Below are 23,886 nucleotides of genomic sequence, written 5' to 3'. Positions count from 1 at the left end.
TTTATTTGAGTCAAATTCCAGCGAAAATAGGGAGTTGTGCTGACGCGGGCCTGACAGGACTCAGGGCCCGCGTTCCCCATTCCTAAAAATGAGTCTGGAGAGACAAAATGACCGACCGCCCCTGGCTCGACAGTTACCCGCAAGGGGTGCCTGCCGACATCGACCCTGCCCACTACGCCTCTTTGGTGGCGCTGCTGGACGAGGGTTTCGAGAAATACGCCAGCCGCGTGGCCTACAGCTTCATGGGCAAGGACGTCACTTACGCCCAGGCCAACCGGCAGAGCCAGGCGCTGGCCGCGTACTTCCAGGGCCTGGGCCTGGTCAAGGGCGACCGCGTGGCGCTGATGATGCCCAACATGCCGCAGTACCCGGTCTGCGTGGCCGCGGTGTTGCGCGCCGGCTTGGTGGTGGTCAACGTCAACCCGCTCTACACCCCGCGCGAGCTGGAGCACCAGCTCAAGGACTCGGGCGCCAAGGCGATTGTCCTGATCGAGAACTTTGCCACCACGCTGCAACAGTGCCTGGCGCACACGCCGGTCAAGCACATCGTGCTGTGCGCCATGGGCGACGAACTGGGCCTGCTCAAGGGGGCCCTGGTCAATTATGTGGTGCGCCACGTCAAGAAGATGGTGCCCGAGTACCAACTGCCGGGCGCCGTGCGCTTTCGCGACGCGGTCAGCCAGGGCGGCCGCCTGAGTTTCACGCGGCCTGAGATCCGGGCCGACGATGTGGCCCTGCTGCAGTACACCGGTGGCACCACTGGCATCTCCAAGGGGGCGGTGCTGTTGCACCGCAACGTGATCGCCAACGTGCTGCAGTCGGAGGCCTGGAACTCGCCCGTCATGAGCCAGGTGCCCGCGCACCAGCAGGCCACGGCGGTTTGCGCGCTGCCGCTGTACCACATCTTCGCGTTCACGGTGGGCATGATGCTGACGCTGCGCATCGGCGGCAAGCTGATCCTGATCCCCAATCCGCGCGACCTGGCGGCGGTGCTCAAGGAGCTGAGCCGCCATGTCTTCCACAGCTTTCCGGCCGTCAACACCCTGTTCAACGGCCTGGCCAACCACCCCGACTTCAACACCGTCGACTGGTCCAACCTCAAGGTGTCGGTGGGCGGTGGCATGGCGGTGCAAGGCGCGGTGGCCAAGTTGTGGCTCGACAAGACCGGCTGCCCGATCTGCGAGGGCTATGGCCTGTCTGAAACCTCGCCCACGGTGAGTTGCAACCCGGTCACGTCCAAGGCCTACACCGGCACCATCGGTGTGCCCTTGCCCAGCACCTACCTGAAGCTGCTCGACGACGACGGCTTCGAGGTGCCGCTGGGTCAGCCCGGCGAGATCGCCATCAAGGGCCCGCAGGTGATGGCGGGCTACTGGCAGCGCCCGGACGAAACCGCCAAGGTCATGACCCCGGACGGCTACTTCAAGACCGGCGACATTGGCGTGGTGGACGAAAAAGGCTTCTACAAGATCGTCGACCGCAAGAAGGACATGATCCTGGTCAGCGGCTTCAACGTCTACCCCAATGAGGTCGAGGAGGTGGTGGCCGACCTGGACGGCGTGCTGGAGTGCGCGGCCGTCGGCGTGCCCGATGAGAAGACCGGCGAGGCCGTCAAGCTGGTCATCGTCAAGAAAAACCCAGACCTGACCGAGGCCCAGGTGCGCGACTTCTGCCGCGCCAACCTGACGGGCTACAAGCAGCCGCGCCTGATCGAGTTCCGCACCGACCTGCCCAAGACCCCGGTGGGTAAGATCCTTCGACGCGAGTTGCGTGACAAGAAGTAAGTCCTTCCTGACCCCGGGCGGCTGAGCCGCCCTTTTTTTCGACCCGTCCGGTGGCGTGGTCGCCTGTGGAGTTGAACCCGATGACCTTGGCCATTCTCAGTGCCTTGCCCCAGGAGCAGGCGGGCCTGCGCGCCTGCCTGACCGAGCCCCAAATGCAGCAGCGGGCCGGGCGTGAGTTCTGTGTCGGCCGCTGGCGTGACCGGCAGGCGGTGGTGCTGGCGCTGTCGCGCATCGGCAAGGTGGCGGCGGCCACCACGGCGACCACCCTGATCGAGCACTTCGGGGTGACCCGCATCGTCTTCAGTGGCGTGGCGGGGGGGCTGGGGGCCGGGGTCACCGTGGGCGATGTGGTGGTGGCCGAGGCCTGTCTGCAGCACGACATGGACGCCTCGCCCCTGTTTCCGCGCCACGAAGTGCCGCTGTACGCACGCGACCGCTTCGCGTGTGACCCCGGCATGGCGGCGGGTTTGCGCGCCGCGGCGCAGGCCCTGCGCGACGGTGTGGCGCAGCATTTCGAGGCCCCGGTGCGGCAGCAATACGGCCTGGACGCGATGCAGGTGCACCATGGCCTGCTGATCAGTGGGGACCGGTTTGTCTCGGCCGCCGACGAGGCGCAGGCCCTGGCCCGGCGCCTGCCGCAGGCCCTGGCGGTGGAGATGGAGGCCGCGGCCGTGGCCCAGGTCTGCCACGACTATGGCGTGCCTTTTGCTGCTTTGCGCACCATCTCCGACCGCGCCGATGACTCGGCCCACGTCGACTTTCCTGCTTTTCTGGAGGCGGTGGCGGGGCGTTGCACCACCCTCATCATGCAGCACTGGCTCGACGGCCAGGCCGCCCCGACCGGTACCTGACAGGGGGCTGAGTGCCCTGCCGGCGGGGTGGGGCCCGACGGCTGCCCCGGCGGTGAAGCACGGCCCAGGCGCAGCCCGGTCGACTCGCCGCAGCCCGCCTCAGGGCCGCGTCACTTCAACCAGCCGCGCTTGCGGAAGTACAGCATGGGCACCACCGCGGACAGCGCCATCAGGCCCAGCGCGTAGGGGTAGCCCAGCGACCAGTCCAGCTCGGGCATGAACTTGAAGTTCATGCCGTAGATGCTGGCGATCAGCGTCGGGGGCAGCAAGGCCACGCTGGCCACCGAGAAGATCTTGATGATCTTGTTCTGGTTGATGTTGATGAAGCCGACAGTGGCGTCCATCAAGAAGTTGATCTTGTCGAACAAAAACGCCGTGTGGTTGTCCAGCGATTCGATGTCGCGCAGGATCTGGCGCGCTTCTTCGAATTGCTCGGCGTTCAGCATGCGGCTGCGCATCATGAAGCTCACCGCGCGGCGGGTGTCCATGACGTTGCGGCGGATGCGGCCGTTCAAGTCCTCGTGGCGTGCGATGGCGCCCAGCACCTCACCGGCCAGCGAGTCGGTCACATCGCCTGACAGCACCTGCTTGCCGGCTTTCTCGAGCTCGTCGTAAATGCCCTCGAGCGTGTCGGCCGAATACTCGGCGTCGGCGTCAAACAGCTTGAGCAGCACTTCCTTGGCGTCTTCGATCAGGCCCGGCGCGCGGCGGGCCCGCATGCGCAGCAGGCGGAACACCGGCACGTCCTCGTCGTGGATCGAGAACAGCACCCCCCGGCTCTTGAGGTCGGTGTTGTGCTGGTTCAGGATGAAGGCCACGCGCACGGTGCGTGGGGCTTCGTCGTCGGCGATCAGGAAGTCGCTGCGGATGTGCAGCTCGCCGTTGTCTTCTTCGTAGAAACGGGCGGATTCTTCAATGTCCTCGTCCATCGCGTCTTCCGGGATGGACAGGCCGTAGTACTGCTTGATCCAGCGCTTTTCTTCCAGCGATGGGGATTCCAGGTCGACCCAGATCGGCTGGAATTTAGAGAGCTCTTCCAGGGACTCGATTTCTTCCTGGAACAGGCGGCCGTTGGCCAGCGTAAAGATGTTGAGCATCGCGCGCTCCGTGGGTCATGGTTGCATTCGGGCGGTGGCGGGGGTGGCTTTCAACCCCGATGCGGCCATGGGAGTTGAAAGCTACCAACTGGGGTAGGTTTCCAAGGCGATTGCTCCAAAAATTTCAAAGGTCGAATTATGGCACTGCAACATGTTGGGTTACTGGCACATCGCGTAAATTGCAGCCACCCCGAGCGGGGCGCCTGAGCGCCCGCGGCGGGTGTCCCGGGTGGCCAAAAAGCAGACCCAAACCGGCCCGGACGGGCTAAAGTATTTGTACCCCTCAGGACAAGCGGAGTTTTCATGCAGTTTCCAGGTTTGCCTGCTGACGAGGTCTTGCGCCTGCAAGCCGTGGAGGCTTTGGAGCCTCACCTCCTGCAGGTACCGCCCGAACTGGAGCGCCTCAGTCGCCTGGTGGCCCGGCACTTCAAGGCGCCGCTGGCGGGCGTGACCCTGATCGGCAAGGAAGTCCAGCGGGTTTGTGCGGTCCATGGGTCGGGGCAGCTGGCGGTGCCGCGCCAGGTGTCGTTTTGCGGCCATGCCATCCTGGGCACCGAGATCATGGTGGTGCCCGATGCGCGTCTGGACCCCCGCTTCAGCGACAACCCCCTGGTCACCGCGCCCGAGGGCATTGTGTTTTATGCCGGTTGCCCGGTGCGCAGCAGCCAGGGCCATGCCCTGGGCGCGCTGTGCCTCATCGACCGCCAGCCGCGCCATTTCAGTGCTGACGAGCTGGGCGACCTGCGGGCCTTTGCCGACCTGGTGGAGCAGTTCTTCTGGGGCCTGGAAGCCGCCCACCGTGCCCAGCGTTCCGAAGCCCAGTTCGAGCACATCTTTGCGCAAGCGGCGGTGGGCATGGCCTTGGTCAGTGCCGACTGGCGCTGGGTCCGCGTCAACGCCCAAATGGAGCGCCTGCTGGCGCGCCCGGCCGCCGAGCTGATGGGCAGCCCGCTGGAACAGGTGCTGTACCTGGGCGACCAACCCCAGGGGGTGAGCGATCTGCAGGCCCTGCTGTGCGCGCCTGACTGCACCCAGACCCAGGAACTGTTGTTTTGCCGGCCCGATGGGTCGCTGGTCTGGTTCCTGGTCGGGTTGACCCAGCTGACGGCCGCGTCGGGGGCGGCCGACGAGGCCCCCGAGCGGGTGCTGGTGGCCACCGACATCACGGCGCGCAAACTGTCCGAGCAGGCCCTGGCCGTGCTGCAACAAGAGCTGGAGCACCGGGTCAGTGTGCGCACCGCCGAACTCAGCGAGGCCAACGCCCGCCTGAGCCTGGAGGTGACCCAGCGCGAGGCCGCGCAGCAGGCGCTGTTGCAAGAGAAAGAGCATTTCAAGGCCACCCTGGCCAACGCCTCGGATGCCTTCATCGAGGTCGACGAGCAGGGACGCGTCACCGACTGGAACCAGGCGGCCACCCAGACCCTGGGCTGGACGGCTTGGGAGGCCGTGGGGCGTTCCCTGGAGGACCTGGTGGTGCCCGCCGACCACCGCCATGGGCACCAGGGCGGGTTCGCGCTGTTCCGGGCCACGGGCGGTCGGCCCGCGGGCAAGCACCGGTTTGAGGTCCAGGCCCAGCACCGTGACGGGCGGTTGTTCCCGGTCGAGCTGTCCTTGAGCGAGAACCGGCGTGATGGGCGCTTGCGGGTCAACGCTTTTCTGCACGACATCTCGGTGCGCAAGGCGGTGGAGCGGGAGTTGCTGACCAGCCGGGCCCGCTTGCGCCTGCTGGCGGACAACCTGCCCGCGCTGATCGCCTACGTGGACGAGCACTTGGTCTACCAGTTCAACAACCGCGCGTATGAGCATTGGTTTGGTCTGCCGGTGGAGCAGATCGTGGGCCAAGCCGTGGAGCGGGTGCTCGAAGGGGTGACTTTCAGGCCCGACAGGGACTACCTGCGCCGCGCCCAGGGGGGGGAGACCGTTTCGTTTGACAGCCGCCTCAGCACCGCCCGCGGCGAGGTCCGGGTGCGCGCCGCCTTTGTGCCCGACACCGCGATGGACGGCCCTCCGTTTGGCTTCTACATCCTGGCCCACGACGTCACCGAGCAATACCAGTTGCAGCAGCGCCTGGCCCACGAGGCCAGCCATGACCCGCTGACGGGCTTGCCCAATCGCCGGGCTTTTCTGCAGCGCCTGGTGGAAGCGCTGGCGCGGGCGCGTCGCCAGCAAAGCGGTCTGGCCTTGATGTTCCTCGATGTGGACAGCTTCAAGCAGTACAACGACAACTACGGGCACGAGTTCGGTGATGCGGTGCTGCGCCATTTCGCTCGCACCCTGCAGTCGGTGGTGCGCGAGACCGACGGCGTGGCGCGCCTGGCGGGCGACGAGTTCACCATCATCTTGGAAGGCCTGTCCCAGCCCACCGAGCACGCCAGCCTGGTGGCCAGCAAGCTGATCGAGCAATTGGCCCTGCCCGTGGTGCTGGGCGGGCGGCCCATCGAACTGGCGGCGAGCATCGGCGTCACGGTGACGCACGGTGGCAGCGCTGGCGAGGGCGAGCCCTTGTCGGCCGAGATCTTGCTGTCCCGCGCCGATGCGGCCATGTACCGCGCCAAGGCCGCAGGCAAAGGGCAGTTCGCTTTCGCCTGAGTTGGGGGTGGGGGCGCAAGGGAGGCTGGTAGGCCGACCTCATGAGCGCGTGCCTGCGGTCCGCCAGGGGAAGGGCGCCGCAGCCATGGCCGTTGTGGGCTCTGCGGGTGCTTTGAGTACCGGAGTCGCACCGACGTAGCGCCGAAATCGCACTGAATTCAAGCCGGTGCACGCCGACTCAACCGCCCAATTTGCCCCCTGCGCCACGGGCCGTCAAGGCCTCATCCGTGTGCCATGAGGGGGCTTTTGAGGGCTTTCCCGATAAGGCCTCGATTCCTGTGACGTCTTGATGAAAAGCCATTGCAATTCAAGGCACTCGGGCGCATAGTGAATTCAAGTTCACTGTATTTGTGCATCGCCATCCACCCCAACCGGGTGGCGTTTTCAACCCAGAGTGCATAGGAGGCTACTCATGAACTTGACGATCAGCGGTCATCACCTCGAAGTCACACCCGCCTTGCGTAATTACGTGACGACCAAGCTGGACAGGATCACCCGGCATTTTGATCAGGTGGTCGACGTGAAGGTTTTGCTCACCGTTGAAAAGCAGAAGGAAAAGCAGCGCCGTCAGCGCGCCGAATGCAATGTCCACGTCAAAGGCAATGACATGTTTGCCGAAAGCTCCCACGAAGACCTCTACGCCGCCGTCGATGAACTGATGGACAAACTGGACCGCCAAGTGGTGCGTCACAAGGACCGTGTGCAAGACCATCATCATGAGGCCGTGAAGCGCCTGATGTGACCCCTGCCAGACATTTGCTTGCGTGACAAGCATCCTGGGCCGCTGTTGCAAATCAGCGGCTTTTTTCATGTCAGTTGCATGCTGATGCGTGTTTTTCAGCGAAGCTGGATCGCGGGTGCATAATCCGGCTTACACATCATGAACCGTCTCGCGTCCATCCTCCCCGCCGCTCAAGTGCTTGTGAGCGTTGATGCCACCAGCAAGAAACGCGCTTTCGAAGAAGCCGGCTTGCTGTTCGAGAGCCTGCATGGCCTCAGTCGTGCCTTGATCACCGACAGCCTGTTCGCGCGTGAGCGTTTGGGCTCGACCGGGCTGGGGCATGGCGTGGCGATTCCTCACGGCCGAATCAAGGGCCTGAAGTTCCCCATGGCCGCTGTCTTCCAGTTGGCCCAGCCGATCGGTTTTGACGCGCCTGATGAACAGGCGGTGGGTCTGCTGATCTTTCTGCTGGTGCCCGAAGCCGCGACCCAGAAGCACCTCGAGATCCTGTCCGAGATCGCCGAGTTGCTCAGCGATGCGCCGCTGCGCGAGCGCATCAAGGCCTGCACCGATGCGGCCGAGTTGCACCAGCTGATTGCCACCTGGCAATCGACCCAGCCGGCGTGACCCCCTGATTCTTTCCTGAAGCGATCCCTGCCGTGAAGCCCCATGTGGTCAGTGCCGACGTCCTGTTCGAGGAGTTTCGTTCTGTTCTGAAGTGGGAGTGGGTCGCCGGCCTTGGCGCCTCTGAGCGCCGGTTTGACGAGGTCGTGATCCGCGCCGCGCGCTCGGGTGCCGACCTGGTGGGTTACCTCAATTACATCCACCCCTACCGGGTGCAGATCCTGGGCGAACGCGAAATCGCCTACCTGATCAACGCCACGCCCGAAGATTGCGCCCGCCGCATCTCGCGCATCGTGACGCTGGAACCCCCGGTGCTGGTGTTGGCCGATGGCCAGACCGCGCCCGATGCGCTGCTGTCCATGTGCGAGCGCGCACAGATCCCGATGTTTGCCACCCATGAGTCGTCGGCCTTTGTGATCGACGTGCTGCGGGCCTACCTGTCCAAACACTTTGCCGACCGCACTTCGATGCACGGGGTGTTCATGGACATCCTGGGGCTGGGCGTGATGATCACCGGCGAATCCGGCCTGGGCAAAAGTGAACTGGGCTTGGAGCTGATTTCGCGTGGCAACGGCTTGGTCGCCGACGATGCGGTTGATCTGTTCCGCATCAACCAGACCACCATCGAAGGCCGCTGTCCCGAACTGCTGCAGAACCTGCTCGAGGTGCGCGGCATTGGCCTGCTCGACATCCGCGGCATCTTTGGCGAAACCGCTGTGCGCCGCAAGATGCGGCTCAAGCTCATCGTGCACCTGGTCCGCAAAGAGACCATGGAGCGTGACTACGAGCGCCTGCCCTACGAGCCCCTGACCCAGGATGTGCTCGGGGTGCCAGTGCGCAAGGTGGTGATCCAGGTGGTGGCCGGCCGCAACATCGCGGTGCTGGTCGAGGCCGCCGTGCGCAACACCATCCTGCAGTTGCGCGGCATCGACACCTACCAGGAGTTCGTCGAGCGCCACCGCCGTGCGATGGAGCAAGGCGACTGAGTTCCCGCTCCCCTGCTTGGCGCGGGGTGGTTCGGGGGCCAACCTTCGTTTGCGGCTGACCAGCCCAGCCGGTTGGCCCGTTCGCGCTGGCAACGGGCCTCGTCGATTGGGGTGGGTGAACGGCGCTGCGCCGTGCCGGGCGCGTCAGCGGGCCTTGCTGGCGCAGGCCTCGCACAGGCCGTACAGGGACATGGCGTGGTCTTGCAGCAGCCAGTTCTTGGTCTTGGCCACCATTTGCTGGCGGCGTTCGATTTCAGCGTCGTAAAACTCTTCCACCTTGCCGCAGCTGGTGCAGACCAGGTGGTCGTGGTGCTGGCCTTCGTTGAGCTCGTAGACCGCCTTGCCGCTTTCAAAGTGGCTGCGGCTCAGGATGCCGGCCTGCTCGAACTGGGTCAGCACCCGGTAGACGGTGGCCAGGCCGATGTCGGATTGTTCTTGCAGCAGCACGCGGAAGACATCCTCAGCGGTCATGTGGCGCTGTCGGCCCTTCTGGAACAGCTCCAGAATCTTCAAGCGAGGCAGGGTGGCTTTCAGCCCGGTATTTTTGAGTTCTTCGATATTGGCCATGAGACATCCTTGAGCCAGCGCACCAACCCGCTCTGACAGGCCCAGCCGCTACAATGGTTCGATCATATCGTTACCTCCCGATCCATGTCTGCTTATTCCCTTCGCGGCGCCCGGCTGAGCCTGGCCCTGGTGCTGTGTGCCGGTGCGGTTGCTTGCGGCGCCCTCGACAGCGCTGGCAGCCGTTTTGCCACGGCCGTCACGCCCTATCGGATTGAGGTGGTGCAAGGCAACTTTGTCTCCAAAGAGCAGGTGAACGCCTTGCAGCCTGGCATGAGCCGTCAGCAGGTCAAAGAGCTGTTGGGGTCGCCCCTGGTGGTCAGCGTGTTCCACTCGGACCGCTGGGATTACGTGTTCACCCTGCGCCGCCAGGGGGTGGAGCCGCAGTCGCGCCGCCTGAGCGTGTACTTCAGCGGCGACACGCTGGAGCGTTTCGAGGGCGATGAAATGCCCAGCGAAGCCGAGTTCGTGTCCCAGCTGGATGCCCGCACCAAGTCCAAAAAGGTGCCGGTGCTTGAGGCCTCCGAAGAAGAGTTGAAGAAATTCCCCTTGCCCAAACGACCCGCGGCGGTCAGCGGCCAGGCGGATGCAGCCGAGGTTCCGGCGGTCTCGTACCCGCCGCTCGAAGGCCCCAAGCGCTGACGCTTGGGACCGTCTTGAACCCCAGGGCCTGCGGCGCAGGCCGCCATGGGGCATGTTTTGACTGACAGGATGTAGAACCAATGAGTGCTGATTTGCACAAGATCGCTGTGGCCGGCGCGTCGGGCCGCATGGGCCGCATGTTGCTGGAAGCCATTCACGCCGCCGACGATTGCACCGTCGCCGGTGCCCTGGACCTGGCCACCAGCCCGGCCGTGGGGGCCGACGCGACCGCATTTCTGGGCCACCGCAGTGGCGTGGTGATCACCAGCGATCTGCGCGCTGGCTTGCAGCCGGCCCAGGTGCTGATCGACTTCACCCGCCCCGAGGGCACGCTGGAGCACCTGCGCGTCTGCCGCGAACTGGGCGTCAAGATGGTCATCGGCACCACCGGTTTCAGCGAGGCCCAGAAGGCCGAGATCGAAGCCGCCTCGCGCGACATCGCCATCATGATGGCGCCCAACATGAGCGTGGGCGTCAACGTCACGCTCAAGCTGCTGCAAATGGCGGCCAAAGCCCTGTCCACGGGCTATGACATCGAGATCATCGAGGCCCACCACCGCCACAAGGTGGACGCGCCCTCGGGCACCGCGCTCAAGATGGGCGAGGTGATTGCCGACGCCCTGGGCCGTGACCTCAAGGACTGCGCCGTCTACGCCCGCGAAGGCGTGACCGGTGAGCGCGATCCGTCTTCAATCGGTTTCGCCACCGTGCGCGGCGGCGACATCGTCGGTGACCACACGGTGTTGTTCGCCGGCACCGGCGAGCGCATCGAGGTCACCCACAAGTCGTCCAGCCGCGTCACCTACGCTCAGGGCAGCCTGCGCGCGGTGCGTTTCCTGGCCGGGCAGTCCAAGGGGCTGTTCGACATGTTCGATGTGCTTGGTCTGAACTGACCCGGTTCGCCGCATGGGCAGCCTGCAATTCCTCAGCGAAGGCGATGGCCTCAGCCGTGGGGTCGCGTTCTTGTTGCTGCTCATGTCGGTGGCGAGCTGGGTGGTGATCTTGCGCAAGAGCTGGGTGCTGCGCCGCGCCCTGGTCGATGTGCAGCGCGGCACGGCGGCCTTTTGGCAGTCGGACTCCTGGGCCTCGGGCGTGCAGCGTCTGGTGGCGCTGGACCGCGACGGCGTCGTGCTGCCGCTGGCCCGGGCTGCCGAGGCCGCGCCGGCCGGTGCCTTGGCGGCCTCGGGCTCGCGCGAACAGCAACTGACCCGCCAATTGCGCGACGCACTGCACCACACGGTGCTGCGCCTGCAATGGGGGCAGGTCTTGCTGGCCACCGTGGGGTCGACCGCGCCCTTTGTTGGTTTGCTGGGCACGGTGTGGGGCATCTTCCATGCGCTGACCGCGCTTGCCGGCGTGCGCACCCTGACGCTGGACCAACTGGCCGGCCCGGTTGGCGAGGCCCTGGTGATGACGGCCGCCGGCCTGGCCGTGGCCATTCCGGCGGTGCTGGCCTACAACGTGATGGGCCGCCTGATCGGCCGCATCGAAGCCGACCTGGAAGGCTTCGCCCGCGATCTGCGGGAGCTGCAGTGGCCTGCTGGGCGCAGCGGATCGCCGGCATGAGCTTTGGCCGGCTCGAGCGGGCCGAGCGCCCGCAACCCATGAGCGACATCAACGTCACGCCGCTGGTGGATGTGATGCTGGTGCTGGTCGTGATCCTGATTTTGACGGCGCCGCTGCTGGCCAGCAGCCTGCGCCTGGACCTGCCCCAGTCCAGTGCAGCCCAGCCTGCGCAGAGCGCGCGCTCGGTGTCGCTGGGGCTGGATGCCGCAGGGCAGTTTTATTGGCACGACCAGCCGCTGAGCGATGCCGAAGGCGCGCGCCGCCTCCATGAACTGGCCGCCCTCGACCCCCAAACCGAAGTCCAGTTGCGTGCCGATGCGCGGGTGCCTTACGGCCGCGTGGTGCAGGTGCTGGGGCTGGCGCAACAAGCTGGCCTGAGCCGCATCGGCTTCGTGGCCGAGCCGGCACCCGGCGACGCGGCCGCTCGCTGAGGCAGGGTTTCGGGAGCGCCTAAAATCAGCCCATCGCAGGCCGCTGGCCTGCACCCCCAACCGGCCGCATCCAAGGTGGCCACAGAGTTTCTCATGCAAGAAAAGTACAACCACATTGAGGTTGAGCGCGCCGCGCACAGCCACTGGACCGCCCGCGATGCCTACCGCGTGACCGAACAGGCCGACAAGAAGAAGTTCTACGCCTGCTCCATGCTGCCCTACCCGAGCGGCAAGCTGCACATGGGCCATGTGCGCAACTACACCATCAACGACATGCTCACGCGTCAGCTGCGCATGAAGGGCTACAACGTCCTCATGCCCATGGGCTGGGACGCCTTCGGTCTGCCGGCCGAGAACGCGGCACTGAAGAACGGCGTGCCGCCCGCGCAGTGGACCTACGACAACATCGCTTACATGAAGAAGCAGATGCAGGCCATGGGCCTGGCCATCGACTGGAGCCGCGAAGTGGCCACCTGCGACCCCAGCTACTACCAGTGGAATCAGTGGCTGTTCCTGAAGATGCTGGAAAAAGGCATCGCCTACCGCAAGACCCAGACCGTCAACTGGGACCCGGTCGACCAGACCGTGCTGGCCAATGAACAGGTCATCGATGGCCGTGGCTGGCGCACCGGCGCGCTGGTGGAAAAGCGCGAGATCCCGGGCTACTACCTCAAGATCACCGACTACGCGCAAGAGCTGCTCGACCACGTGCAGATCGGCAACGACAAGGCCACGCTCAACGGCTGGCCCGAGCGCGTGCGCCTGATGCAGGAGAACTGGATCGGCAAGTCCAGCGGTGTGCGCTTTGCTTTCCCGCACGACATCCGCGGCCAGGATGGCCAGCTGATCGATGGCGGCAAGCTGTTCGTCTTCACGACCCGCGCCGACACCATCATGGGCGTGACCTTCTGCGCCGTGGCGCCGGAGCACCCCCTGGCCCAGCACGCGGCCGCCTCGAACCCGGCCCTGGCCGCCTTCATCGAGGAATGCAAGAGCGGCGGCACCACCGAAGCCGAGCTGGCCACGCAGGAGAAGAAGGGTCAGCCCACCGGTCTGTTCGTGATCCACCCGCTGACCGGCGCCCAAGTCGAGGTCTGGGTCGGCAACTACGTGCTGATGAGCTATGGCGACGGCGCCGTGATGGGCGTGCCCGCGCACGACGAGCGCGACTTTGCCTTCGCGCTCAAGTACCAGCTGCCGATCCAGCAGGTGGTGCAGGTCGAAGGCGAGACCTATGACACGACCCAGTGGCACGACTGGTACGGCGACAAGCAGCGCGGCGTGATGATCAACTCCGGCCCCTTTGACGGCCTGAACTTCAGCGACTGCGTGAATGCCGTGGCAGAAGCCCTGGCCGCCAAGGGCCTGGGCGAGAAGAAGACCACCTGGCGCCTGCGCGACTGGGGCGTGAGCCGCCAGCGCTACTGGGGCACGCCGATCCCGATCATCCACTGCGAAGACCACGGCCCGGTGCCGGTGCCCGAAAAAGACCTGCCGGTGGTGCTGCCGCAAGACTGCATCCCCGACGGCTCGGGCAACCCGCTGCACAAGCACGAAGGCTTCCATGCCGGCGTCACCTGCCCGGTGTGTGGCAAGCCAGCGCGCCGCGAGACCGACACCATGGACACCTTCGTGGATTCGTCCTGGTACTTCATGCGCTACTGCGACCCGAAGAACGCCGACGCCATGGTGGCCGAGGGGGCTGATTACTGGATGCCGATGGACCAGTACATCGGCGGCATCGAGCACGCGATCCTGCACTTGCTGTACGCGCGCTTCTGGACCAAGGTCATGCGCGACCTGGGCCTGGTCAAGGTGGACGAGCCCTTCACCAAGCTGCTCACGCAAGGCATGGTGCTCAACCACATTTATTCGCGGCGCACCGAGAAGGGCGGCAAGGAGTATTTCTGGCCGCACGACGTGGAGCATGTGCTCGACGAGGGCGGCAAGATCGTTGGTGCCAAGCTCAAGAACGCGGTGGGCGACCTGCCGGTGGGCACGCCGATCGACTACGAGGGCGTGGGCACCATGTCCAAGTCCAAGAACAATGGGGTCGATCCGCAAGAACTGATCGAACGCTACGGTGCCGACACCGCGCGCCTGTACACCATGTTCACCGCCCCGCCTGAAGCCACGCTGGAGTGGAACGACGCCGCGGTGGAAGGCAGCTACCGTTTCATGCGCCGGGTCTGGAACTTCGGTGGCAAGCTGTTGGCGCTCAACGCCGATGCGGCCGCCGCCAGCACCGCCCAGGCCAGCAGCCTGTCGGAGGTCACCTTTGGCAAGGAGGCCAAGGCCCTGCGCCTCGAAGTGCACACCGTGCTCAAGCAGGTGGACTACGACTACCAGCGCATGCAGTACAACACCGTGGTCTCGGGCGCGATGAAGATGCTCAACGCGCTGGAAGACTTCAGGGCCTTCGACAGCGCGGGCGCTCAGGTGGCCTTGATCGAAGGCTTCGGCATTTTGCTGCGTTGCCTGTACCCGGCCACCCCCCACATCGCCCACAGCCTGTGGACCGAGCTGGGTTACGCCGGTGCCCTGGGCGACCTGCTGGACGCGGCCTGGCCGCAGGTCGACGAGTCGGCGCTGCAGCGCGACGAAGTCGAGCTGATGTTGCAGGTCAATGGCAAGCTGCGTGGTGCCATCCTGGTGCCCGCCCATGCCGACAAGGCTGCCATCGAAGCCATCGCGCTGGCCAATGAGGTCTACCTCAAGCTCGCCAACGGGGCGTCGCCCAAGAAGGTGGTGGTGGTGCCGGGTCGCTTGGTCAACGTGGTGGTTTGACCATGCAGCGCCGCACCGCCCTGATCTGGCCCGCGGGTCTGCTGCTGGCCGGCTGCGGCTTCAAGCTGCGCCAGGCCCCCGACTTCGCGTTTCAGACCGCGTTCATCAACGGGCTGAACAACTCGCCTCTGGTCATCGAGCTGCGGCGCAACCTCGAGTCCACCGACCGCGTCGAAGTGATTCAGGACCCGCGCCAAATGGAGCGTGCGCAGGTCATCCTGGACCTGCTGTCCGATCAGCGTGAAAAGGTGGTGGTGGCGCTCAACGCCTCGGGCCAGGTGCGGCAGTTCCAGCTGCGGGTGCGCCTGCGCTTCAAGCTGCGCACCCTGCAAGGGCAAGAGCTGATCCCGCCGACCGAGATCCTGCAGCAGCGCGACATCAACTACAGCGAAACCCTGGCCCTGGCCAAGGAGACCGAAGAAGCGCTGCTCTACAAGAGCATGCAGACCGACGTGGTGCAGCAGCTGATGCGGCGCCTGGCGGCGGTGCGCGAGCTCTGAGGCGGACCGGCATCCATGCAGGTCGCTTTCGCGCAACTCGCCACCCACCTGGCCAAGGGCCTGCGGTCGCTCTACACCCTGCACGGTGACGAGCCCCTGCAACTGCAGGAGGCGGCGGACGCCATCCGTGCCGCCGCGCGGGCCCAGGGCTACACCGAGCGCAGCAGCTACACCGTGGCGGGCGCCCATTTCGACTGGAGCGAGGTGCTGGCCGCTGGCGGGTCGCTGAGCCTGTTCGCCGAGCGCCAGATCGTGGAGGTGCGCATCCCCTCGGGCAAGCCGGGCAAAGAAGGCAGCCCGGCCATCCAGCAACTGGCGCAGGCGGCCCAGGGCAACGACAGCACCTTGACCTTGTTCATCCTGCCGCGCCTCGACAAGGCCACCCGCACCGGCGCTTGGTTCACGGCGCTGGAGCAAAACGGCGTCACCCTCGGCGTCGAGCCCGTCGAGCGTCAGGCGCTGCCGGCCTGGATCGCGCAGCGCTTGCAGCAGCAGGGGCAGCGCGTGGTGGCCGGCGAAGAGGGCGCACGCACGCTGCAGTTCTTTGCCGACCGGGTGGAGGGCAACCTGCTGGCCGCTCACCAGGAAATCCAGAAGCTGGCGCTGCTGTTCCCCGCCGGCGAGCTGACGCCCGAGCAAGTCGAGAGCGCGGTGCTCAACGTGGCCCGCTACGACGTCTTCAAGCTGTCCGAGTCGGTCTTGTCGGGCAAGGTGGGCCGGGTGCAGCGCATGCTCGACGGCCTGCGCGCCGAGGGCGAGGCCGAGGTGCTGGTGCACTACACCCTGGCCGAGGACATCCGGGCGCTCAAGCGGGTCAAGGACGCGGTGGCCGACGGGCGCCCGCTGCCCATGGCCCTGCGCGAGCAGCGCGTCTGGGGCCCGCGCGAGCGTTTGTTCGAGCGCGTGGTGCCGCGCATCGCGCAGCACGAACTGGCCAGCCTGCTGCAGGCGGCCCATGCGGTGGACGGCATCGTCAAGGGCCTGAAGCGCCCCGACTGGCCGAGCGACAACTGGCAGGCCCTGCAGCGCTTGGCCCTGATGCTCTGCACCGTCTGCCGCCGCTGAGGGCTGGCCGCCCCGCCGCCGCGGCGCCGGGAGCGCTTGCGGCAAAATGAGGGCATGAACGCCTTAAATGTTGCCGAGTACACCCAAACCCTGGGTCTGCAGGCCAAAACCGCTGCCGCCCAGATGGCCCGGGCCTCTGCCGCGACCAAGAACAAAGCCCTCAGAGCCCTGGCCCGCCTGCTGCGTGACAACGTCGCAGCGCTGGCTGTGGACAACGCCCGAGACCTCGAACGCGCCACCGCGGCCGGCCTGTCGGCCCCGATGGTGGACCGCTTGAAGCTCAGCCCCCAGGTGCTGGAGACCTGCGCCCAGGGCTGTGAGCAACTGGCGTCCATGCCCGAGTTGATTGGTGAGTTGCAAGGCCTCAAGCAGCAGCCCAGCGGCATCCGCGTGGGACAGATGCGGGTGCCGATCGGTGTGTTCGGCATGATTTTTGAGAGCCGCCCCAACGTCACCATCGAGGCCGCCAGCCTGTCGATCAAGAGCGGCAATGCCTGCATTCTGCGGGGCGGCTCCGAGGCCATCGAATCCAACAAGGCCCTGGCCCGCCTGGTGCAACAGGCCCTGCGCGAAGCCGGCCTGCCCGAAGACGCGGTGCAACTGGTGCAGACCACCGACCGCGAGGCCGTGGGCCAGTTGATCGCCATGCCGCAGTACGTGGACGTGATCATCCCGCGCGGTGGCAAGGGCCTGATCGAGCGCATCAGCCGCGAAGCCAAAGTGCCGGTCATCAAGCACCTGGACGGCAACTGCCACACCTACGTCGACGACCCCTGCGACCTGGATTTGGCGGTGCGTGTGACCGACAACGCCAAGACCCAGAAGTACAGCCCCTGCAATGCCAGCGAGAGCCTGCTGGTGGCGCGCGGGGTGGCGGCCGACTTCTTGCCCCGCATCGGCGCCGTGTTCGCGGCCAAGGGGGTCGAGATGCGCTGCGACCCCGAGGCCCTGCAACTGCTCGGCGCGGTCGAGGGCGCGCGCCTGGTGCCGGCCACCGAGCAGGACTGGTTCGAGGAGTACCTGGCGCCGATCATCAGCATCAAGGTGGTGGCCGGGGTGGATGAAGCCATCGCCCACATCAACCACTACTCCTCGCACCACACCGAGGCCATCCTGACCCGCGACCATGTCCATGCGCAGCGGTTCCTGCGCGAGGTGGATTCGTCGAGCGTCATGGTCAACACCAGCACCCGTTTTGCCGATGGTTTCGAATACGGCCTGGGGGCCGAGATTGGCATCAGCACCGACAAGTTCCACGCGCGCGGCCCGGTCGGTCTCGAAGGCCTGACCTCGCTCAAGTGGGTGGTGTTGGGCGAGGGCGAGGTGCGTTCCTGAGGGGCGGTGCGGGGCGGCTGAATCGCCTCGCCCAGGCCTTGTAAAAGGGCTTGGCTGCCCCCATGTGTTGCCGATTCGCTCACCCGAAGTGAGCCTCTTCATTCACTTTCTGCACGAGGGCCTGCATGGTTCCGCATCTCATCACGGCGCTCACGGGCCCGATCAACGAACTGGAGCAGCGCATCCTCGACTCGATGCCGGCGATCGAGCGCTGGTTCCGGCTGGAGTGGATGGAGCACACGCCGCCTTTCTACACCTCGGTGGACATCCGCAACGCGGGCTTCAAGCTGGCGCCGGTGGACACCAACCTGTACCCGGGGGGCTGGAACAACCTGACCCCCGACATGCTGCCCCTGGCGGTGCAGGCGGCCATGGCAGCGATCGAAAAGATCTGTCCCGAGGCCAAGAACCTGCTGGTGATTCCCGAGAACCACACGCGCAACACCTTCTACCTGAGCAATGTGGTGCAGCTCAAGCGCATCTTCCACATGGCCGGGTTGAATGTGCGCATTGGCTCCATCAGCCCCGACATCAAGGAGCCGACGGTGATCGACCTGCCCGGTGGCGAGCAGGTGACCCTCGAACCCGTGATCCGCAGCAAGCGCCGCCTGGGCCTGAAGGACTTCGACCCCTGCACCATCCTGCTCAACAACGACCTGTCGGCCGGAGCCCCGGGCATCCTGGAAGAACTGCACGAGCAGTACCTGCTGCCGCCGCTGCACGCGGGCTGGTCGGTGCGCCGCAAGAGCAATCACTTCCAAAGCTACGAAGACATCTGCAAGCGCTTCGGCAAGCTGCTGGGCATCGATCCCTGGCTGATCAACCCGATGTTCAACAAGTGCGGTGACGTGAACTTTGCCGAGGACCAGGGCCTCGAGTGCCTGCGCAGCAACGTCGACGCGCTGCTGACCAAGATCAAGCGCAAGTACAAGGAATACGGCATCCACGAAAAGCCGTTTGTGGTCGTCAAGGCCGACAACGGCACCTACGGCATGGGCATCATGACGGTGCGCGATGTCAAAGACCTCGACGGCCTGAACCGCAAGACCAAGAACAAGATGAGCGTCATCAAGGACGGCCAGACCGTCAACGACGTGATCATCCAGGAGGGCGTGCTGACCAACGAGCGCGTCAACGACAGCGTGGCCGAGCCCGTGGTCTACATGATGGACCGCTATGTGGTGGGCGGCTTCTACCGCATCCACGCCGACCGCGGGGTGGACGAGAACCTCAACGCCCCGGGGGCGAGCTTTGTCCCGCTGGCCTTCGAGCACAGCACCCACCTGCCCCAGCCCGGCATGAAGCCTGGGGCCAGCGCGCCCAACCGCTTCTACATGTACGGGGTGGTGGCCCGACTGGCCATGTTGGCCGGCAGTTACGAGCTCGAAGCCACCGACCCCGACGCCGAGGTCTACACCTGATCGCTCCGACCGGGCTCGATCGCCAGGTGGGGCCGCTGCGTCGCGTTGTGGCAGGCGGCCCTTTCAGGGCGCGGCCCACGGGCGACATGAGGGGCCCGGTCTGAGGCGCCAGCGCCTGCCTCAATTCACGCTGCGCATCAAGGTGGCCTGAGTTTCAGTTGCTGCACTGCAACACCGTCCGCTCGGGCGGTGGGTGTCGCGCGTCCAGCCTTCTTGCGCGTGGCTGCCAGCGGAGCACAATAGCGGTCCTTCAGGCAACGGAACCTCCCCCATTTGGGTGAGGTGTTTTTTGTGTCAGCTTCCAAATCCTCCCTCACGGCGCTCACGCTGGGCGCCATCGGCGTCGTCTACGGCGACATCGGGACCAGCGTGCTCTATGCGGTCAAAGAGGTGTTTCATTCAGGGCACGTCCCGTTCACCCCTGACAACATCTACGGTGTCCTCTCCATCTTCTTTTGGACCCTGACGGTCATCGTCTCGATCAAGTACGTGGTGCTGGTGCTGCGGGCCGACAACAACGGCGAAGGTGGTCTGGTGGCCATGCTGGCACTGGCCTCGCAATCGGTCAAAGACCGCCCCCAGCTGCGCAGTGGTCTGTTGCTGGTGGGGATTTTCGGCACCTGCCTGTTCTATGGCGACGGCGTCATCACCCCGGCGATCTCGGTGCTGTCCGCGGTGGAGGGGCTGGAGGTGGTGTCACCCGCCTTCAAGCGCTACGTGATCCCGCTGACCCTGGTGATCCTGTTCTGCCTGTTTTTTGTGCAAAAGCGCGGCACGGGCGGCATTGGCAAGTTTTTTGGCCCCATCACCCTGGTCTGGTTTGCCGTGGTGGCCCTGCTGGGCGTGGTGCACATTGCCAGCAACCCGGTGATTCTGTGGGCCTTGAGCCCGCACTACGCGATCAAGTTCATCATCAACAACCCGGTGGTGACCTTCGTGATCCTGGGGGCCGTCGTGCTCTGCGTGACTGGGGCCGAGGCGCTGTACGCCGACATGGGTCACTTCGGCAAGAAGCCGATCCGCCTGGCCTGGTTCGCCGTGGTCATGCCGTCCTTGACGCTGAACTATTTTGGTCAAGGGGCTCTGCTGCTCAGCAAGCCCGATGCGGTGACCAATCCCTTCTTCATGATGGCGCCGTCCTGGGCCTTGCTGCCGCTGGTGGGCCTGGCCACGATGGCCACGGTGATTGCGTCGCAGGCGTTGATCTCCGGCGCCTTCTCGGTCACCAAGCAGGTGATCCAGCTGGGCTACCTGCCGCGCCTGCAGATCCAGCACACCAGCGTCAAGGACACCGGTCAGATCTACATGCCGTTTGTGAACTGGGGCCTGTTCGTGGCCATCGTTCTGGCCGTGGTGATGTTCAAGTCGTCCAGCAACCTGGCGGGCGCCTACGGCATCGCCGTCTGCACTGACATGCTGATCACCACCGTGCTGACCTTCTACGTCATCCGCTACGGCTGGAACTACCCGCTGTGGTTGTGTGTCGGTGCGACCGGGTTCTTCTTCATTGTTGACCTGGTGTTCTGGGGCTCCAACCTGCTCAAGCTGCTTGACGGCGGCTGGTTCCCTCTGGTGATCGGTGGTGCCATCTTCTCGTTGATGGTCACCTGGAAGCGCGGTCGTGCGCTCCTCAGTGAAAAGCAACGGGCCGATGCCATCGACCTGCCCAGCTTTTTGGAGGCGGTGTTTGTCAGCCCGCCAACCCGGGTCGACGGCACGGCCATCTTCATGACGGCCGAACCGGGCTCGGTGCCCAACGCCTTGCTGCACAACCTCAAGCACAACAAGGTGTTGCACCAGCAGAACCTGTTCGTCACGGTGCGCAACCACGAGGTGCCGTGGATCGGCCTGGAGAAGCGCCTGACCGTCGAGCCCCTGGGCCATGACTGCTGGCAGGTGGTGATCAACTACGGCTTCAAGAACGACCCCGATGTGCCCAAGGCCCTGGCGCAGATCCGCGGCCGTGGCTGTGATCTCGATCCCATGACCACCAGCTATTTCTTGTCGCGTGACACGGTGATCCCCACCATTGGCAGCGGCATGGCCCCGTGGCGCGAGAAACTGTTCGCCCAGATGCACCACAACGCCAGTGGCGCGGCCGACTTCCTCAACCTGCCGAGCAACTCGGTGGTGGAATTGGGCAGCAAGATCGAGATCTGAGCCCTTGTGGGCGCCTCAGCGCGTTCTGCGCTGGGGTGCCACAATCGGCCCAATGCGATTTTTCAAGGATTTGAGTCTGTCCGCCTTCACGGCGGGCTTTGTGGCGGTGCTGGTGGGCTTCACCAGCTCGGTGGCCCTGGTGTTTCAGGCCGCTCAGGCTTTCACCGCCGACCCGCAGGTCATCGCGTCCTGGATGTGGGCCCTGGGTTTGGGCATGGGGCTGTGCTGCTGGCTGCCCTCGCTGTGGTGGCGCCGGCCGGTCATGGTGGCCTGGTCCACCCCGGGCGCGGCGGTGCTGGCGGCGGCCGGCTTGGGCGGCGGCTTTTCGATGGGCGAGGCGGTCGGTGCCTTTCTGGTGTCGGCCAGCTTGGTGGTGCTGTTTGGTGCCACGGGCTGGTTTGAGCGGGCCCTCAACCGCATCCCGGTGGCCATCGCATCGGCCCTGCTGGCGGGGGTGTTGACCCGTTTCGGTTTGCAGGCCTTCTCTGCGGCCAAGACGGCGCCGGGCCTGGTGGTGGCCATGCTGCTCGCCTATTTGCTGAGCCGGCGTTACCTGGCCCGTTATGCGGTGGTCATCACCCTGGCCGTCGGTTTGTGCTGGGTGTCGGCGTTGGGGCACTTCAGTCTGGCCACCGTGCAGTTCGAATTGGCCCGGCCCGTGTTAATCACCCCCGAATTCAGCCTCGGCGCCCTGGTCAGCTTGGCGATTCCTTTGTTTGTGGTCACCATGGCCAGTCAGAACCTGCCGGGGGTGGTGGCCATTCAGGCGGCCGGCTACGGCGGGCGTGACGGTATCCCGGTGTCCAAAGTCATCACCCTGACGGGCTTGGTGACCTTGGTTCTGGCCCCATTTGGGGCCTACGCACTGAACCTGAGCGCCATCACCGCGTCCATTTGCATGGGGCCAGAAGCGCACCGTGACCCGGCCCGCCGTTACAGCGCCGCCGTGGTGTGTGGTTTGCTGTATGTCCTGATCGGTTTGTTTGGGGGGGCGGTGACCAGTGTGCTGTCGGCCTTCCCTACTGCGCTGGTGGCGACCATCGCCGGTTTGGCCTTGCTGGGGTCGATTGGTGGCGGCTTGGCGTCGGCCTTGGCCCATGAGCCGCACCGCGAAGCCGCGTTGATCACGTTTTTGGTCACCCTCAGCGGGGTGGTGTTGTGGGATGTGGGGTCTGCCTTTTGGGGCGTGGTCGCCGGCATCCTGGCTTTGTTCATTCAACATGGTCGGTTCTGGGTGGAACCGACAAGGACTGCATCATGAATATTCTGTTTGTCGCTGATCCGCTGGAGAGCTTCAAGATCTACAAGGACACCACCTTTGTGATGATGCGCGAGCTGCAAAGCCGGGGTCATCAGATCTGGGCCTGTGAACCGGCCGACATCCGTTGGTCGCGCGGCGAGCGGGTGCGCGGCGGCGCCCGCCACATCCACCTCACGGGCCAGCCCGACACCTGGTTTGAGGTGCGCGCCACCGAAACCCGTGACCTGCGGGATTTTGATGTGGTGCTGATGCGCAAGGACCCGCCGTTCGATGCCGAGTATTTCTACAGCACCCACCTGCTGAGCCAGGCGGAGCGCGAGGGCGCCCGTGTCCTGAACAAGCCCGCTGCCTTGCGTGACCACCCCGAGAAGCTGGCCATCATGGAGTTTCCGGATTTGATCGGCCCCACGCTGGTGACGCGTCAAGCGGCCGACATCCGCCAGTTCCATGCCGAGCATGGCGACATCATCCTCAAGCCACTGGACGGCATGGGGGGCATGGGCATCTTCCGCGTGGGGCGTGATGGCCTCAATTTGGGCAGCATCATCGAGACCCTGAATCAAAACGGGGCCGTGTCGGTGATGGTGCAGCGCTTCTTGCCCGAGATTGCCGAAGGCGACAAGCGCGTGCTGATCATTGGGGGCCAACCGGTGCCCTATTGTCTGGCGCGCATCCCGCAAGGCGGGGAAGTGCGGGGCAACCTGGCCGCAGGTGGCAAAGGGGTGGCCCGCCCCTTGTCGGCCCGCGACCGCGAGATTGCGGAGCACCTGGGTCCGATCCTGATTGAAAGGGGCTTGCTGTTGGTGGGGGTGGATGTGATTGGTGATTGCGTCACCGAGATCAACGTCACCAGCCCGACCTGCTTTCAGGAGATCCACGACCAGACGGGCTGCAATGTCCCGGCCTTGTACGCCGATGCGGTCGAGGCCTGGGTGGCCAGTCACCCGAAGGTTTTTTAAGCTTCGGGTTCGTTCTCTTGTCTTGAGCCCAAAATCTTGTGTATACTTGCGGGCTCGACTGATGAAACAGTCCTTCTGGTAGCGGCTTCGGTTGCTGCTGGTGGTTGGCAAGTTTGGCGGTGGGTTGGCTCTTTGGGTTGATCTGGTTGCTGAAGGTGCTGAGAGAAAAAAGTCTTCTTCGAGTTGACTGTGCCGCAAAAAGCGGTATATAATTCGAGGCTCTGCTGAAAACGCAGTGGCTGACAAGCGGTGAGTTGGTTTGGGTTGCAAGACTTTGATTGACTGAAGCGAGTTAGAAAAAGATTAAAAAGTTTTGCCAGTTACTTAAAAACTGTGCTAGAATTTAAGGCTGCGCTGATTACAGCGCGCTGAAGCGAAAAGCGAAGAAGTTCTGCAAAGAATAACTGAGTTGAGTAGTTGGTTCATTAAAAATATACAGCCGATAAGCGTGGGTGTTTGAAGGCGATTGCCAAGTTCTTTGGAACTAAGTGCATAGCACTTTAAACACTCATGAGAATAGAAGTGAAGTTCACTTCAATTCCG

20 protein-coding genes are annotated in these 23,886 nt (G+C 64.8%); 18 read left to right on the top strand and 2 right to left on the bottom strand.

Going from position 1 to position 23,886, the window contains the following annotated elements:
* Positions 1-107 precede the first annotated feature (107 nt).
* Positions 108-1,784: a long-chain-fatty-acid--CoA ligase gene (locus PSQ40_RS12095; protein WP_273951767.1), complete on the top strand. Its 1,677-nt coding sequence runs from the start codon at positions 108-110 to the stop codon at positions 1,782-1,784.
* A gap of 80 nt (positions 1,785-1,864) precedes the next feature.
* The gene (locus PSQ40_RS12090; protein WP_273951766.1) at positions 1,865-2,635 is read left to right on the top strand and encodes a 5'-methylthioadenosine/adenosylhomocysteine nucleosidase; all 771 of its coding nucleotides are present in this window, start codon (positions 1,865-1,867) and stop codon (positions 2,633-2,635) included.
* A 110-nt stretch (positions 2,636-2,745) separates the two neighbouring features.
* Here PSQ40_RS12090 and corA read toward each other — a convergent pair whose 3' ends face one another.
* Positions 2,746-3,732: a magnesium/cobalt transporter CorA gene (gene corA / locus PSQ40_RS12085; protein ID WP_273951765.1), complete on the bottom strand. Its 987-nt coding sequence runs from the start codon at positions 3,730-3,732 to the stop codon at positions 2,746-2,748.
* 303 nt (positions 3,733-4,035) lie between these two features.
* Between corA and PSQ40_RS12080 the strand changes: the two genes are divergently transcribed.
* From PSQ40_RS12080 to hprK, 4 genes are all read left to right on the top strand, one after another.
* Positions 4,036-6,321 (top strand): sensor domain-containing diguanylate cyclase, encoded by a 2,286-nt coding sequence (locus PSQ40_RS12080; RefSeq protein ID WP_273951764.1) that lies wholly within the window; start codon positions 4,036-4,038, stop codon positions 6,319-6,321.
* Between the two features lie 412 nt (positions 6,322-6,733).
* A complete protein-coding gene (gene hpf, locus PSQ40_RS12075; RefSeq protein WP_273927910.1) occupies positions 6,734-7,063 on the top strand; it encodes a ribosome hibernation-promoting factor, HPF/YfiA family in 330 nt (109 codons plus the stop codon).
* 138 nt (positions 7,064-7,201) lie between these two features.
* Complete coding sequence (locus tag PSQ40_RS12070) at positions 7,202-7,669, top strand: PTS sugar transporter subunit IIA (RefSeq protein WP_273927911.1); 468 nt, start codon at positions 7,202-7,204, stop codon at positions 7,667-7,669.
* 32 nt (positions 7,670-7,701) lie between these two features.
* Positions 7,702-8,652: an HPr(Ser) kinase/phosphatase gene (gene hprK / locus PSQ40_RS12065; RefSeq protein WP_273951762.1), complete on the top strand. Its 951-nt coding sequence runs from the start codon at positions 7,702-7,704 to the stop codon at positions 8,650-8,652.
* 144 nt (positions 8,653-8,796) lie between these two features.
* Here the strand turns inward: hprK and fur are convergent, their stop codons facing one another.
* Positions 8,797-9,219 carry a ferric iron uptake transcriptional regulator gene (gene fur / locus PSQ40_RS12060; RefSeq protein ID WP_273951760.1) on the bottom strand — a complete coding sequence of 141 codons (423 nt, stop codon included), beginning with the start codon at positions 9,217-9,219 and terminating at the stop codon, positions 8,797-8,799.
* An 84-nt stretch (positions 9,220-9,303) separates the two neighbouring features.
* On the opposite strand from fur, the gene PSQ40_RS12055 reads away from it, so the two are divergent.
* From PSQ40_RS12055 to gshB, 12 genes are all read left to right on the top strand, one after another.
* Positions 9,304-9,858 carry an outer membrane protein assembly factor BamE gene (locus PSQ40_RS12055; RefSeq protein ID WP_273951759.1) on the top strand — a complete coding sequence of 185 codons (555 nt, stop codon included), beginning with the start codon at positions 9,304-9,306 and terminating at the stop codon, positions 9,856-9,858.
* A gap of 80 nt (positions 9,859-9,938) precedes the next feature.
* A complete protein-coding gene (gene dapB, locus PSQ40_RS12050; RefSeq protein ID WP_273951758.1) occupies positions 9,939-10,751 on the top strand; it encodes a 4-hydroxy-tetrahydrodipicolinate reductase in 813 nt (270 codons plus the stop codon).
* A 13-nt stretch (positions 10,752-10,764) separates the two neighbouring features.
* Positions 10,765-11,424: a MotA/TolQ/ExbB proton channel family protein gene (locus tag PSQ40_RS12045; protein WP_273951757.1), complete on the top strand. Its 660-nt coding sequence runs from the start codon at positions 10,765-10,767 to the stop codon at positions 11,422-11,424.
* Positions 11,421-11,855: an ExbD/TolR family protein gene (locus PSQ40_RS12040; protein ID WP_273951756.1), complete on the top strand. Its 435-nt coding sequence runs from the start codon at positions 11,421-11,423 to the stop codon at positions 11,853-11,855. Before PSQ40_RS12045 ends, PSQ40_RS12040 begins: the two co-directional genes overlap by 4 nt.
* Before the next feature lie 93 nt (positions 11,856-11,948).
* The gene (gene leuS / locus PSQ40_RS12035) at positions 11,949-14,642 is read left to right on the top strand and encodes a leucine--tRNA ligase (RefSeq protein ID WP_273951755.1); all 2,694 of its coding nucleotides are present in this window, start codon (positions 11,949-11,951) and stop codon (positions 14,640-14,642) included.
* A gap of 2 nt (positions 14,643-14,644) precedes the next feature.
* Positions 14,645-15,142, top strand: coding sequence for an LPS-assembly lipoprotein LptE (locus PSQ40_RS12030; protein WP_273951754.1), 498 nt, complete (start codon positions 14,645-14,647; stop codon positions 15,140-15,142).
* Positions 15,143-15,157: 15 nt separating this feature from the next.
* Positions 15,158-16,207 (top strand): DNA polymerase III subunit delta, encoded by a 1,050-nt coding sequence (holA, locus tag PSQ40_RS12025; RefSeq protein WP_273951753.1) that lies wholly within the window; start codon positions 15,158-15,160, stop codon positions 16,205-16,207.
* A gap of 54 nt (positions 16,208-16,261) precedes the next feature.
* Positions 16,262-17,542, top strand: coding sequence for a glutamate-5-semialdehyde dehydrogenase (locus PSQ40_RS12020; protein WP_273951752.1), 1,281 nt, complete (start codon positions 16,262-16,264; stop codon positions 17,540-17,542).
* Positions 17,543-17,667: 125 nt separating this feature from the next.
* Positions 17,668-18,963: a glutamate--cysteine ligase gene (gene gshA, locus PSQ40_RS12015; RefSeq protein ID WP_273951751.1), complete on the top strand. Its 1,296-nt coding sequence runs from the start codon at positions 17,668-17,670 to the stop codon at positions 18,961-18,963.
* Between the two features lie 291 nt (positions 18,964-19,254).
* Positions 19,255-21,123, top strand: a complete 1,869-nt coding sequence (locus PSQ40_RS12010) for a potassium transporter Kup (RefSeq protein ID WP_273951750.1) — start codon at positions 19,255-19,257, stop codon at positions 21,121-21,123.
* Between the two features lie 52 nt (positions 21,124-21,175).
* On the top strand, positions 21,176-22,384 hold the full coding sequence (locus PSQ40_RS12005; protein ID WP_273951749.1) for a benzoate/H(+) symporter BenE family transporter: 1,209 nt from the start codon (positions 21,176-21,178) through the stop codon (positions 22,382-22,384).
* On the top strand, positions 22,381-23,343 hold the full coding sequence (gene gshB, locus PSQ40_RS12000) for a glutathione synthase (RefSeq protein WP_273951748.1): 963 nt from the start codon (positions 22,381-22,383) through the stop codon (positions 23,341-23,343). Before PSQ40_RS12005 ends, gshB begins: the two co-directional genes overlap by 4 nt.
* Positions 23,344-23,886 lie beyond the last annotated feature (543 nt).

The sequence above is a fragment of the Curvibacter cyanobacteriorum genome (genome assembly GCF_028649475.1).
Taxonomy (GTDB): Bacteria; Pseudomonadota; Gammaproteobacteria; order Burkholderiales; family Burkholderiaceae_C; genus Curvibacter; species Curvibacter cyanobacteriorum.
The sequence above is the reverse complement of the archived record's forward strand: the minus strand, read 5'-3'. Positions and strand labels throughout refer to the sequence as shown.

What these genes read in the sequence shown, in the direction of transcription:
- PSQ40_RS12095 (WP_273951767.1), top strand. Translation starts at nt 108, where the DNA reads ATGACCGACCGCCCCTGGCTCGACAGTTACCCGCAAGGGGTGCCTGCC.
- PSQ40_RS12090 (WP_273951766.1), top strand. Translation starts at nt 1,865, where the DNA reads ATGACCTTGGCCATTCTCAGTGCCTTGCCCCAGGAGCAGGCGGGCCTG.
- corA (WP_273951765.1), bottom strand. Translation starts at nt 3,732, where the DNA reads ATGCTCAACATCTTTACGCTGGCCAACGGCCGCCTGTTCCAGGAAGAA.
- PSQ40_RS12080 (WP_273951764.1), top strand. Translation starts at nt 4,036, where the DNA reads ATGCAGTTTCCAGGTTTGCCTGCTGACGAGGTCTTGCGCCTGCAAGCC.
- hpf (WP_273927910.1), top strand. Translation starts at nt 6,734, where the DNA reads ATGAACTTGACGATCAGCGGTCATCACCTCGAAGTCACACCCGCCTTG.
- PSQ40_RS12070 (WP_273927911.1), top strand. Translation starts at nt 7,202, where the DNA reads ATGAACCGTCTCGCGTCCATCCTCCCCGCCGCTCAAGTGCTTGTGAGC.
- fur (WP_273951760.1), bottom strand. Translation starts at nt 9,219, where the DNA reads ATGGCCAATATCGAAGAACTCAAAAATACCGGGCTGAAAGCCACCCTG.
- PSQ40_RS12055 (WP_273951759.1), top strand. Translation starts at nt 9,304, where the DNA reads ATGTCTGCTTATTCCCTTCGCGGCGCCCGGCTGAGCCTGGCCCTGGTG.
- dapB (WP_273951758.1), top strand. Translation starts at nt 9,939, where the DNA reads ATGAGTGCTGATTTGCACAAGATCGCTGTGGCCGGCGCGTCGGGCCGC.
- PSQ40_RS12045 (WP_273951757.1), top strand. Translation starts at nt 10,765, where the DNA reads ATGGGCAGCCTGCAATTCCTCAGCGAAGGCGATGGCCTCAGCCGTGGG.
- PSQ40_RS12040 (WP_273951756.1), top strand. Translation starts at nt 11,421, where the DNA reads ATGAGCTTTGGCCGGCTCGAGCGGGCCGAGCGCCCGCAACCCATGAGC.
- leuS (WP_273951755.1), top strand. Translation starts at nt 11,949, where the DNA reads ATGCAAGAAAAGTACAACCACATTGAGGTTGAGCGCGCCGCGCACAGC.
- PSQ40_RS12030 (WP_273951754.1), top strand. Translation starts at nt 14,645, where the DNA reads ATGCAGCGCCGCACCGCCCTGATCTGGCCCGCGGGTCTGCTGCTGGCC.
- holA (WP_273951753.1), top strand. Translation starts at nt 15,158, where the DNA reads ATGCAGGTCGCTTTCGCGCAACTCGCCACCCACCTGGCCAAGGGCCTG.
- PSQ40_RS12020 (WP_273951752.1), top strand. Translation starts at nt 16,262, where the DNA reads ATGAACGCCTTAAATGTTGCCGAGTACACCCAAACCCTGGGTCTGCAG.
- gshA (WP_273951751.1), top strand. Translation starts at nt 17,668, where the DNA reads ATGGTTCCGCATCTCATCACGGCGCTCACGGGCCCGATCAACGAACTG.
- PSQ40_RS12005 (WP_273951749.1), top strand. Translation starts at nt 21,176, where the DNA reads ATGCGATTTTTCAAGGATTTGAGTCTGTCCGCCTTCACGGCGGGCTTT.
- gshB (WP_273951748.1), top strand. Translation starts at nt 22,381, where the DNA reads ATGAATATTCTGTTTGTCGCTGATCCGCTGGAGAGCTTCAAGATCTAC.